This window comes from Stenotrophomonas sp. Marseille-Q4652 (assembly GCF_916618915.1).
GTDB lineage: Bacteria > Pseudomonadota > Gammaproteobacteria > Xanthomonadales > Xanthomonadaceae > Stenotrophomonas.
On the sequence record NZ_CAKAKE010000001.1, the window covers coordinates 1,623,607 to 1,635,781 of the forward strand.

The window sequence follows — 12,175 nt, forward strand, 5'->3', positions numbered from 1 at the left end:
TGTGGATCGTGTGGAAGGTTTGAGCCGGATTTGAAGCGAATGTGAAGTCAGGCCAGCGGCAGTTCGAGCAGCGCGCGCGCCCCGGGCGTTTCGCGGTTCTCCAGCCGCGCAGTGCCGCCATGCAGGCGCGCGACCTCGCGCACGAACGGCAGGCCCAGCCCGGAGCTGCGCTGGCCGCTGCCAGGCCTCGCCAGCGAGTAGAAGCGGTCGAACACCTTGCCCAGCGCGTAATCGGGCACGCCTGGGCCCTCATCCTCGATGACCAGGCTGAGCCGGCCATCGCTGGCCTGCGCCGACAGCGCGATCCTTCCACCGGCCGGCGAGAACGCCATCGCGTTCTCCAGCAGGTTGGACAGCGCCTGGCGCAGCAGCCAGGCATCACCGCGCACCTGCACATTGGCTGGGGGGGATACCCACTGCAACTGCAGGCCAGCGTGCTGCAGACGCGGGGCGAACTCCGCGGCCAGTTCGCGGCACAGCGCGTCCACGTCCACCATTTCGCGGCGCTGCAGCCAACCGTGCTGTTCCACCTCGGCCAGCGCCAGCAGCTTGTCGATGGTTCCAGTCAGGCGCTGCTGCTGCTCGACGATGCTGCGGGCAAAGCGGGCGCGCTCGGTTTCGGGCAGCGGCTCCTGCAGCAGTTCGGCTGCGCCGCGGATTGCCGCCAGCGGGCTTTTCATCTCGTGGGTCAGCGACTGCACGTACTGCTCGACGTAGGCCTTGCCCTCGAGCTTGCGGCGCATGGTTTCCAGCGCGCGGCCAAGGTCGCCGATCTCGTCGCGACGCGGCCGCGGCGGTGGCACCGGCTCTCCGGCGCTGACCGCCTGGGCGTAGCGGTTCAGCCCGCCGATGCCCCGCATCAGCCAGGCCGTGATCAGGATCCCGATCAGCGCCGACAGGCCGATCAGCCAGGCGCCGCGCTGCATGATCGCGCGCTGGCTGGCCGTGATGAACGGCTCGATGCTCTGGTTGGGCTGGGCCAGGGTCAGCACCCCGATCAGGGTGCGGCCATCGTCCGGATCGAACACCGGCGCGGCCACGTGCATGACGGTGTTGTGGTCGTCGCCCGGCTGCACCGGGCTGGAGCGGGCGCCGTACTCGCCGCGCAGGGTGCGGTAGACGTCGTTCCAGCGCGAGTTGTCGCGGCCCAGGTCCCGCCCGCGCGAGTCATAGACGACGATGCCGCGCGCATCGGTGATGGTGACCCGGTAATCGACGCTGCGCTTGGGGAAGCTCCACACCAGCGCCTTCGGGTCGCGCTGCTGGGCCAGCGCCACCTGGCTGGCGAAGCGGCCGCCGTTGATCGTCCCGGCCTTGAGGTCGTCGGCGGCGAGCTGCGCCAGCACGTTGGCCGCATCGACCAGGGTCGACTCCATGGCCTGGCGCACGCCGGGCTTGATCTCGTTGACGAACACGCGCATCACGAAGAACGCGGCAATGCCCACGATCAGGAAGAAGCCGAGAAACAGTTTCAGGCCCAGGCGCATGGGTCAGCGCCGTAGCTCAGGCGTGGATCGCATAGCCAAGCCCGCGGTGGGTCTGGATCGGGTCACCCACCGCGCCGGCCGCGCGCAGCTTGGCGCGCAGGGTCTTGATGTGGGTGTCGACGGTTCGGTCGGCGCTGTCGGCCTCGGCGTCCCAGCCGCGGTCCATGAGCTGGGCGCGGCTGAGGATGGCGCCGGGGCGCTGCAGCAGCGCGGCCAGCACCGCGTACTCGTAGCGGGTCAGCTCCAGCAGCGTCTCGCCGTAGCGGATGCGCCGGCCCTCGCGGTCGATGGCGAACACACCGTGCTGGCGCCAGCCGTCGTCCCCGGCCGGGCTGGCAACCTGGCGCCGCAGCCGCGCCCGCACCCGCGCCACCAGCTCACGCGGCGAGAACGGCTTGGCCATGTAGTCGTCCGCGCCCAGCTCCAGGCCGAGTACGCGGTCGATCTCGTCGTTGCGGGCGGTCAGGAAGATCACCGGCACCTGGCTGAAACCGCGCAACTGCCGGCACACCTCGAAGCCGTTGATGTCCGGCAGGCCCACGTCCAGCACCACCAGCTCGAATCCGCCCTCTTCCAGCAGCTCCAGCGCCTGCCGGCCGAGCAGGCAGTGGCGGGCGCCATAGCCTTCGCTGCGCAGCGCGTAGAGCACGGTGTCGGCGATGGCGGCCTCGTCCTCGACCACCAGTACGTTGGCAACGGGGGATGTCATGCGCACCAGCATAGCCGGCACCCGGCGCCCCCCGTACACTGCCGGCCATGAACTACCGCCACGCCTTCCACGCCGGCAACCATGCCGACGTGCTCAAGCACATCGTCCTGCTCGCGCTGGTCGACTCCTTCAAGCGCAAGGACAGCCCGTTCTTCGTGCTCGACACCCACGCCGGCCGCGGCCGCTACCTGCTGTCCAGCGAGGAAAGCCGCAAGACGCTGGAGGCCGAGGACGGGGTGATGCGGCTGATGGCCCAACCGCAGTTGCCGGAGCTCGTCGAGCGCTACCTCAAGGCGGTGCAGGCCGACAACCCGGTCGGCGCGATGGTGGCCTACCCCGGCTCGCCGCTGCTGGTGGCCCAGGCCCTGCGCGCGCAGGACCGCATGGCCGCCTGCGAGCTGCAGGAAGAGGAAGCGGCCGCGCTCAAGGCGCTGTTCGAGCATGACGGCCGCGTCGGCGTGCACCCGGGCGATGGCTACGCCATGATCCGCGCCCTGCTGCCGCCGAAGGTCAACGGCACCAAGATCGGCCGCGGCCTGGTCCTGATCGACCCGCCCTACGAGGTCCAGGACGCCGAATACCCGCGCATCCTTGCCGCCCTGGGCGAAACTCTGACCCGCTGGCCGCAGGCCACCTGCGCGGTGTGGTTCCCGATCAAGCAGCGCCGCAGCATCCTGCACTTCTTCCGCAAGGCCGCGGCCCTGCCGATCAAGTCGGCCCTGCTGGTGGAACTGCTGGTCCGCCCGGACGATTCGCCGCTGCGGCTCAACGGCAGTGGAATGCTGCTGCTGAACCCTCCGTACCAGTTCGACAGGGTCCTGGCTCCGGCCATGCCGGCGCTGAAGACCCATCTGGGGGAGAAGGGGGCATCCACCCGGCTGGAGTGGCTCAAGCAGCCGGCCTGAACAGGCCCGGGCCGCTGATGGGGTCTGGGTCGCCGGTCTTGACTGCGACATAACTGCCGTTCACGGCAGACTTCAACATGAATGACAGAATCTTCCGACTTCCGAGGAGTGTCGGACATGGCTACCCGCAACCGCATGCCGCCCTGGCATGAAAACTTCAAAGCCCCCAGCGGCCGCGAGCTGCTGATCCGTCCCATCCGGCCGGAGGACAGTGCCCCGCTGCAGGGCGCCTTCAGCCTGTTCGGGCCGGAAGAGGTGCGCGACCGTTTCCTGCAGTCGGTCAACGAGCTGTCCGACGAGACGGCCCAGCGCCTGACCCACCCCAATCCCAAGACCGAGATCTCGCTGGTCGCGGCCGAGCCGCTGCCGCCGGGCGAGGCCGTGGTCGGCGCCATTGCCCGCGCCTCGATCATCCCCGGCACCCGCGAGGCCGAGTACGCGATCCTGGTCAGCCGCTTCCTGCTGGGCCAGGGCCTGGGCCGGCAGTTGATGCGCAAGCTGGTGAAGTGGGCGCGCGGCAAGTACCTGGACCGCCTGTACGGCTACGTCGCCGAGGACAACGTGCCGATGATGCAGCTGGCGCAGTCGCTGGGCTTCCAGCGCGCGGACAACCATCCCGCCGCGGCCCCCGGGCTGGTGCGGATGGTGCTCGAGCTCGACACCTGAGCCTGGCGGTGCCGTCCTTGCGACGGCACCCGACCTGATTGACCGTCCACGGCCGCGTAGGCCCCGGTCCCTGCCATCCGACGCCACCGCGGTGTATTCGCGCCGCTGACAACCGCCACGATAAAATCGGCGGTTCATGACGTCTTCCAACTTCCCCTCTCCGCCGCTGCCGCGTTCCGGCCAGCTCCGCGCCTGGTGGCGCGCTCCCGCATCGCCGACCGCGCTGGCGTGGTACGTCGCCCGCGCCGCCGAGGCGCACGATGGCCCGTTGCTGGTGGTCGCCCGCGACAACCAGGGCGCGCACCAGCTCGCCGGCGACCTGCAGACCCTGCTCGGCGAGCGTGGCGACCTGCCGGTGGTGCCGTTCCCCGACTGGGAGACCCTGCCCTACGACCAGTTCAGCCCGCACCCGGACATCATCAGCCAGCGCCTGGCCGCACTGCACCGCCTGCCCACCCTCAGGCGCGGCATCGTGGTGCTGCCGGTGCAGACCCTGCTGCAGCGCCTGGCCCCGCTGAAGTACATCGTCGGCGGCAGCTTCGACCTCAAGGTTGGCCAGCGCCTGGACATGGAGGCGGAGAAGCGCCGGCTGGAAAGCGCCGGCTACCGCAACGTGCCGCAGGTGATGGACCCGGGTGATTTCGCGGTGCGCGGCGGCCTGCTCGACGTCTACCCGATGGGCGCCGACGCGCCGCTGCGCGTGGAACTGCTGGACGAGGACATCGATTCGATCCGCGAATTCGACCCCGAATCGCAGCGCTCGCTGGACAAGGTGCCGGCGGTGAAGATGCTCCCCGGTCGCGAAGTGCCGTCCGACGATGCCGCCCTGGAAAAGGTGATGGCTGCGCTGCGCGAGCGCTTTGACGTCGATACCCGGCGCAGTCCGCTGTACCAGGACCTCAAGGCCGGCGTGCTGCCCTCGGGCATCGAGTACTTCCTGCCGCTGTTCTTCGACAGGACCGCCACCCTGTTCGACTACTTGGGCGAGGGCGTGCTGACCGTGGTGACGCCGGGCGTATCCAACGCCGCCGACGCGTTCTGGACCCAGACCCAGAACCGCTACGAGCAGCGCCGCCACGACCTCGAGCGCCCGCTGCTGCCGCCCGAAGAGCTGTACCAGAGCCCGGACACGCTGCGCGAGCAGTTCAACCGCGTGCCGCGCATCGAGGTGTGGCCACCGGAGCACGCGCGCCTGGACGAGGCGCAGCCGCTGGGCGACCAGCCGCTGCCGCCGCTGCCGGTCGCCGCCAAGGACGCCCCGGCCGGCGAAGCGTTGAAATCCTTCCTCGGCCACTACCCGGGCCGGGTGCTGGTCGCCGCCGATTCGCCGGGACGCCGCGAGGCCCTGCTGGAAGTGCTGCAGGCCGCCGACCTGAAGCCACCGGTGGTGCCCGATCTGCCAGCGTTCCTCGCCGGCAAGGAACGCTTTGCGATCACCGTGGCGGTACTGGAAGACGGCTTTGCCATCGACACGCCGCCGCTGGCGGTGCTGACCGAGCGCCAGTTGTTCCCCGAGCGTGCCGGCCAGCCGCGCCGCCAGCGCCGCGCCGGCCGCGAACCCGAAGCGATCATCCGTGACCTCGGCGAGCTGACCGAAGGCGCGCCCATCGTCCACGAGGACCACGGCGTGGGCCGTTACCGCGGCCTGATCGCGATGGATGTGGGCGGCATGCCCGGCGAATTCCTCGAGATCGAATACGCCAAGGGCGACCGCCTGTACGTGCCGGTCGCGCAGCTGCACCTGATCAGCCGATACTCCGGCGCATCGGCCGAGACCGCACCGCTGCATTCGCTCGGCGGCGAGCAGTGGACCAAGGCCAAGCGCAAGGCGGCGGAGAAGGTGCGCGACGTCGCCGCCGAGCTGCTGGAAATCCAGGCCCGCCGCCGTGCGCGTGCCGGGCTGGCGCTGCAGGTGGACCGGGCGATGTATGAGCCCTTCGCTGCGGGCTTCCCGTTCGAGGAAACCCCCGACCAGCTGGCCGCGATCGAGGCGACCCTGCGCGACCTGGCCAGCAGCCAGCCGATGGACCGCGTGGTCTGCGGCGACGTCGGCTTCGGCAAGACCGAGGTTGCCGTGCGCGCCGCGTTTGCCGCGGCCAGCGGCGGCAAGCAGGTGGCGGTGCTGGTGCCCACCACCCTGCTGGCCGAACAGCACTACCGCAATTTCCGCGACCGTTTCGCCGACTGGCCGATCAGGGTCGAGGTGCTGTCGCGCTTCAAGTCGACCAAGGAGATCAAGGCCGAGCTGGAGAAGGTGGCCGAAGGCACGATCGACGTGATCATCGGCACCCACCGCCTGCTGCAGCCGGACGTGAAGTTCAAGGACCTGGGCCTGGTCATCGTCGACGAGGAGCAGCGCTTTGGCGTGCGCCAGAAGGAAGCGCTCAAGGCGCTGCGCGCCAACGTGCACCTGCTGACCCTGACCGCCACGCCGATCCCGCGCACGCTCAACATGGCCATGGCCGGCCTGCGCGACCTGTCGATCATCGCCACCCCGCCGCCGAACCGGCTGGCGGTGCAGACCTTCATCACCCCGTGGGATCCGGCGCTGCTGCGCGAGGCCTTCCAGCGCGAGCTCTCGCGCGGCGGCCAGCTGTACTTCCTGCACAACGACGTGGAAAGCATGGGCCGGATGCAGCGCGAGCTGTCCGAGCTGGTGCCCGAGGCGCGCATCGGCGTGGCCCACGGGCAGATGCCCGAGCGCGAGCTGGAACGGGTGATGCTCGACTTCCAGAAGCAGCGCTTCAACGTGCTGCTGGCCTCGACCATCATCGAGTCCGGCATCGACATCCCCAACGCCAACACCATCATCATCAACCGCGCCGACAAGTTCGGCCTGGCCCAGCTGCACCAGCTGCGTGGCCGCGTCGGTCGTTCGCACCACCGCGCCTACGCCTACCTGGTGGTGCCGCCGGACAAGCGCTCGATCACCGCCGATGCGCACAAGCGTCTGGACGCGATTGCCTCGATGGACGAACTGGGCGCCGGCTTCACCCTGGCCACCCACGACCTGGAAATCCGCGGCGCCGGCGAGCTGCTGGGCGAGGACCAGAGCGGGCAGATGGCCGAGATCGGCTTCAGCCTGTACACCGAGATGCTGGAGCGCGCGGTGCGTGCGATCCGCTCGGGCAAGCTCACCAGCGTGGACATCGGCGAGGAGCCGCGCGGCGCCGAGGTCACCCTCAACGTGCCGACCTTGATTCCGGAGGACTACCTGCCGGACGTGCACACCCGTCTGACCCTGTACAAGCGCATCTCCAGCGCGCGTGACAGCGCGGCGCTGCGCGAGCTGCAGGTGGAGATGATCGATCGCTTCGGCCTGCTGCCGGATCCGGCCAGGTACCTGTTCGCGATCGCCGAGCTCAAGCTGCAGGCCGACGCACTGGGCATCACCAAGCTGGAGCTGGGCGAAGCCGGTGGTCGCATCGTGTTCGCCGCCCAGCCCAACGTCGACCCGATGGCGGTGATCACGATGATCCAGAAGCAGCCCCGGCTCTACCAGATGGACGGGCCGGACAAGCTGCGCATCAAGCACCCCCTGCCCGAGCCCGAGGACCGCTTCAACGCCGCACGCGCCCTGCTGACCACACTGGCGCCGGGCGGGACGCCATCGCGCTGAAAGGGTTTGCGTGAGGACGGTGGGGGCAAGACAACAGCGGCCCCCACCGCAGTACCGCGCCGGTTCCGGCGCGCACATCCCCATGCTTTCCCCCACCCCAGCCGCCGAGCTTGCGCCCCTGGTGACCTGTCGGCGTCCCTTGTCGCGCTCGCCACCACGCTCGAACTGCGTGACGCCGACACCGACCACCACTGCGACCGGGTCAGCCGGCTCGCCTTCCGCCTGGGCCGCCATTGCGGGCTGGACGATGCCGCGCTGGGCCACCTGGCCCTGGCCGCGCGCTTCCACGACATCGGCAAGATCGGCATCCCCGATGCCGTGCTGCTCAAGCCGGCGCGGCTGGACGAGGCCGAACGCGAGGTCATGCGCAGCCACCCGTTGCGCGGCGAGGAGGTATTCCTGGCTACGGGGCGCGAGGATGCGGTGCCGGTTGGCCGGCTGATCCGCCAGCATCACGAAGCCTGGGACGGCCGCGGTTATCCCGATGGCCTGCGCGGCGAGGAAATCGCCATCGAGGCGCGGATCCTGTGCATCGTCGATGGCTACGACGCGCTGACCTCCACCCGCCCCTACCGCCGCCCGATGGCCACGTCCGCGGCACTGGAGATCCTGTCGGCCGAATCCGGCCGCCTGATCGACCCGCGGCTGTTCGACGAGTTCACCGGACTGCTGCAGGCCGGCTGAGCCGGGTCGCCGGTCCGCCCGGCCACCGCCTCACTGCACCGACAGGAAAGGAAAAGGCCCGGCAATGCCGGGCCTTTCGCTGTTGCAACGTTGCGCTGGCGAGTCACCAGATCACCACGCGCTGGTCCTCGGCGCGGACCATCGGGTCCCCGGCCTTGCACTGGAATGCGGCGGCGAAGGCCGGCATGTTCGACGGCGCACCGTTGGCACGGAAGTTCGCCGGGGCATGCGGATCGGTGTTCAGGCGCACGCGCAGCTCGCCGTCGGTGAAGTTGCGGCGCCACACCGTGGCCCAGTTCATGAAGAAGCGCTGGTCCTGGGTGTAGCCATCGACTTCCACGTTCTTCGACGGGTCTTCCTTGAGCGCCATCTGCAGCGCGTCGTAGGCCACGGTCAGGCCGCCGAGGTCGCCGATGTTCTCGCCCAGGGTCAGCTTGCCCTTGACGTTGATCCCCGGGATCGCCTCGTAACCGTCGAACTGCGCCACCAGCTGGTCGGCACGGCTGGTGAAGGCGCTGCGGTCGGCATCGGTCCACCAGTTGTCGAAGTTGCCGTTGGCGGCGAACTGGCTGCCCGAGTCGTCGTAGCCGTGCATCATCTCGTGGCCGATGACCGCGCCGATGCCGCCGTAGTTGAGCGCCGGGTCGGCCTTGGCGTCGAAGAACGGCGGCTGCAGGATCGCGGCCGGGAACACGATCTCGTTCTTGGTCGGGTTGTAGTAGGCGTTGACCGTCTGCGGGGTCATGCCCCACTCGGTGCGGTCCACCGGCTTGCCGATCTTGTCGAGCATGTAGCGGTAGTTGAACGCACGCGCGGCCTGGATGTTGGCCAGGTAGCTGTCGCCGCTGGTCTGCAGGCCCGACCAGTCACGCCACTTGTCCGGGTAACCGATCTTCGGGTTGAAGCTGGCCCACTTCTCCAGCGCCTTCTTCTTCGTTTCCTCGCCCATCCACGGCAGGGTCTCCAGGCGCGCCTTCAGCGCGGTCGACAGGTTCTCGACCAGGTGCTGCATCTGCTCCTTGGATTCGGCCGGGAACACCGCATCCACGTACAGCTGGCCCAGCGCCTCGCCCATGCTGCCGTTGACCGCCTCGAGCACCCGCTTCCAGCGCGGCTGCATTTCCTGCTGGCCGCGCAGGGTCTTGCTGTAGAAGTCGAAGTTGGCCTGCTCGAAATCCTTGCTCAGGTACGGCGCGGCGTTGTCCACGACGTGGAAGCGCAGGTAGGCCTGCCAGGTGGTAGCCGGCACGTCGGCCAGCATCCTGTCGACCTCGGCGAAGAACTCCGGCTGGGCCAGCGAGAACTTGTCCTTGGCCGGCACCTGCAGGGTGTCGAACAGCGCGGTCCAGCTGAAGTTCGGGGTCAGCCTGTCGGCTTCGGCGGCGCTGACCGGGTTGTAGCGCCTGGACGGGTCACGCATCTCGATGCGCGACAGCGAGGCCTTGGCCAGGCGGGTCTCGAACTCCATCACCGCCTGCGCCTGCTGTTTGGCCTGTCCGGGGTCCACGCCCGACAGGGCAAGCAGGCGCTCGATGTAGGCCACGTAGGCCTCGCGGATGGCCGCCTGCGACTCGTCGAAGTAGTAATCCTTCTCGGGCAGGCCCAGGCCACCCTGGCCGACGTAGGCGATGACGGTGCCCGAGTCCTTGTAGTCGCCATTGGCGAACAGCGAGAACAGGAAGCCCTGGCCCTTGGCGTAGCTGTCGCGCAGGTAGTGGCTGATCGCGGCGGCATCGTCAAGCGCGGCAATCTGCTCCAGCGCCGGCTGCAGCGGTGCGATGCCGGCAGCCTCGATCGCGGCCTCGTTGGTACCGGTGTTCCAGATGTCGCCGATCTTGGCCTCGGTCGAACCGGCCTTGGCCTTGTTGGCGGCAACCTGCTCGACCAGCTTGTGCTGCACTTCCAGCGAACGCTCGCGCAGGATCTCGAAGCTGCCCCAGGTCACCTGGTCACCCGGCACCGGGTTGGCCGCCAGCCACTTGCCGTTGACGAAGGCATTGAGATCGGTACAGGCGTTTGCCGACGGATCCAGGTCGGCGACCTCCAGCGAGATCAGCGGGGTCTTGACCTGCGACAGGTCGAACGCCGGCTTGTCGCCGGCAGCGGCTTCGGTCTTGCTGCAGGCCGGCAGCGACGCGGCAACGGCGACCGCCAGGGTCAGGGGGGCGAGTTTGCGGAATGACATTGGAGGCTCCAGCCAGGCAGGAAAATCACGCGTTGAACGCGAGGCCTGCGAGGGTAGGCGATGGGAAACGGCAGCGGATAGCCCAAAGGTCATGCGCAGCGGCACCCGGCGTGCACGGGCCGACCGCGCATGTCGGGCCTCCTGGCAGAGACAACAAAAAACCCGGCCCAGGCCGGGTTTTTTGTTGGATCGGGTGATGCTGTTACTTCGCCTTGCCCTGGTTGGCCACGGCCTCGGCCGCGCGCCTGGCTGCTTCCGGATCGCCCAGGTAGCGGAACGACTGCACGCTCAGGTCGTCATTCAATTCGAACAGCAGCGGGATACCGGTCGGGATGTTGAGCTCGAGGATCTCATCCTTGCCGACGTTGTTGAGGTACTTGTACAGCGCACGCAGCGAGTTGCCGTGGGCGGTGACCAGCACGGTGCTGCCCTGCTTCAGCTGCGGGGCGATGGCGTCATGCCAGTACGGCAGCACGCGTTCCAGCGTGGTGGCCAGCGACTCGGTGGCCGGCAGCGCATTGCGGTCCAGACTGGCGTAACGACGGTCATGCACCGGATGGCCCGGATCCTCCAGGTCCATTGCCGGCGGCGGGATGTCATAGGAACGGCGCCAGATCTTGACCTGGTCCTCGCCGTGTTTGGCCGCGGTCTCGGCCTTGTCCAGGCCCTGCAGGCCGCCGTAGTGTCGCTCGTTGAGGCGCCAGCTCTTGTTTACCGGGAGCCAGTCCTGCTGCAGCTCGGCCAGGGCACCCTGCAGGGTGTGGATGGCGCGCTTGAGCACCGAGGTGTGGGCGAAATCGAACTGCAGCCCCTCCTTCTTCATCATCCGGCCGGCGGCAGCGGCCTCGGCACGACCCTGCTCGGTCAGGTCCACGTCCACCCAGCCGGTGAAGCGGTTGTCCAGGTTCCACTGGCTCTGGCCGTGGCGCAACAGTACGAGTTTACGGGTCACTGCAGGGTCTCCGGGATCGGGCATGAGGCGTGGAATTGTAACGGTTCGACGTCATCGACCGTGTCCGCGACGCCAGGCAGGCCAGCGGCTGACCGATTGGCCCGGCAGACCTGATCCACAACCGCGGAAAACGCGCAAGTTGTCCAACCGAGAAATCAATCACGGTTTGTAATGCTGCAGTGCGTGTAATAAGGTCAGAAGCCGATCACACAAGTGATGGATCGGGGCACAGGCGCATGGGGATGCGCACTTAAGGCCAGGGGATGCATCGGCCACCGCACCAAACACTGTCACCTTCGAACCAACACCCTCGGCCTCTGGCCGACGCTCATGGGGGAACGCACGCGTGAAGAATGTCACTGCTGTATCCGGCCTGTTGCTGTCACTGGCCTCCTTGCCCGCGTTGGCGCAGCCAGCCCTGGATTGCCCGTCCCTGCCTGCTCACGCCTCGCTGCAGTGGGAGCGGAACGCGCAGAACGACTTCGTCCTGTGCAAGGCCGCGACCGAGGACGGACGCCATGTACTGAACATGATGCTCACCACCCGCGATCCCGGCCTGGCGCTGAGCCGCTCGCTTCGCCAGGAAAAGGGAAGCTTCGCCGGCGAATCCTTCTACTGGTACACGCCCGATCTTGGCGGTCGGGAGATGCCGGGACTGGAAGCCCGCCGCATCACCGTGGTCAAGCTGGCCAAGGACCGCTACGCGCAGATCTGGATCGACGCGGCCGACACCCGCGAACTGGCCAGCCTGCAGTCGGTCACCGGATCAATGAGCCTCAACACCACCGCACTGGCCGGCGGCAACTGACGCACCGGTTGGCCTCACCGTAGATATCTGGTCACGGCCGCCTATGGCGGCCGTTTTTTTTTCGGAGGAAAAGGCTGCGGCTTTGATCCGCGTCGCCGCAAGCACCGGCTCTGCCCTAGTTGCGCGCCGCAGCATTCGACCAAAGTCGCAACTGACCCAA

9 protein-coding genes are annotated in these 12,175 nt (G+C 68.3%); 5 read left to right on the top strand and 4 right to left on the bottom strand.

The window, feature by feature from the left end:
* Window positions 1-47: 47 nt before the first annotated feature.
* Complete coding sequence (gene creC, locus LG380_RS07615) at window positions 48-1,487, bottom strand: two-component system sensor histidine kinase CreC (RefSeq protein ID WP_225764354.1); 1,440 nt, start codon at window positions 1,485-1,487, stop codon at window positions 48-50.
* A 16-nt stretch (window positions 1,488-1,503) separates the two neighbouring features.
* Window positions 1,504-2,208: a two-component system response regulator CreB gene (creB, locus tag LG380_RS07620; protein WP_225764356.1), complete on the bottom strand. Its 705-nt coding sequence runs from the start codon at window positions 2,206-2,208 to the stop codon at window positions 1,504-1,506.
* 35 nt (window positions 2,209-2,243) lie between these two features.
* Here creB and rlmJ point away from each other — a divergent pair, with 35 nt between their 5' ends.
* The 4 genes from rlmJ to LG380_RS07640 all read left to right on the top strand — a co-directional run bounded on the left by rlmJ (window position 2,244) and on the right by LG380_RS07640 (window position 8,070).
* Entirely contained in the window at window positions 2,244-3,101 is an 858-nt protein-coding gene (rlmJ, locus tag LG380_RS07625; RefSeq protein ID WP_225764358.1) for a 23S rRNA (adenine(2030)-N(6))-methyltransferase RlmJ, read from the top strand.
* 117 nt (window positions 3,102-3,218) lie between these two features.
* Window positions 3,219-3,767, top strand: a complete 549-nt coding sequence (locus tag LG380_RS07630; RefSeq protein WP_225764360.1) for a GNAT family N-acetyltransferase — start codon at window positions 3,219-3,221, stop codon at window positions 3,765-3,767.
* A gap of 136 nt (window positions 3,768-3,903) precedes the next feature.
* Entirely contained in the window at window positions 3,904-7,386 is a 3,483-nt protein-coding gene (gene mfd / locus LG380_RS07635) for a transcription-repair coupling factor (RefSeq protein ID WP_225764361.1), read from the top strand.
* 126 nt (window positions 7,387-7,512) lie between these two features.
* Entirely contained in the window at window positions 7,513-8,070 is a 558-nt protein-coding gene (locus LG380_RS07640; RefSeq protein ID WP_225766523.1) for an HD domain-containing phosphohydrolase, read from the top strand.
* Between the two features lie 103 nt (window positions 8,071-8,173).
* On the opposite strand, the gene LG380_RS07645 is transcribed toward LG380_RS07640, so the two are convergent.
* Complete coding sequence (locus LG380_RS07645) at window positions 8,174-10,255, bottom strand: M13 family metallopeptidase (RefSeq protein ID WP_225764362.1); 2,082 nt, start codon at window positions 10,253-10,255, stop codon at window positions 8,174-8,176.
* A gap of 202 nt (window positions 10,256-10,457) precedes the next feature.
* The gene (gene gpmA / locus LG380_RS07650) at window positions 10,458-11,207 is read right to left on the bottom strand and encodes a 2,3-diphosphoglycerate-dependent phosphoglycerate mutase (protein WP_225764363.1); all 750 of its coding nucleotides are present in this window, start codon (window positions 11,205-11,207) and stop codon (window positions 10,458-10,460) included.
* 346 nt (window positions 11,208-11,553) lie between these two features.
* On the opposite strand from gpmA, the gene LG380_RS07655 reads away from it, so the two are divergent.
* A complete protein-coding gene (locus LG380_RS07655; RefSeq protein ID WP_225764364.1) occupies window positions 11,554-12,015 on the top strand; it encodes a hypothetical protein in 462 nt (153 codons plus the stop codon).
* The last annotated feature ends 160 nt before the right edge of the window (window positions 12,016-12,175 follow it).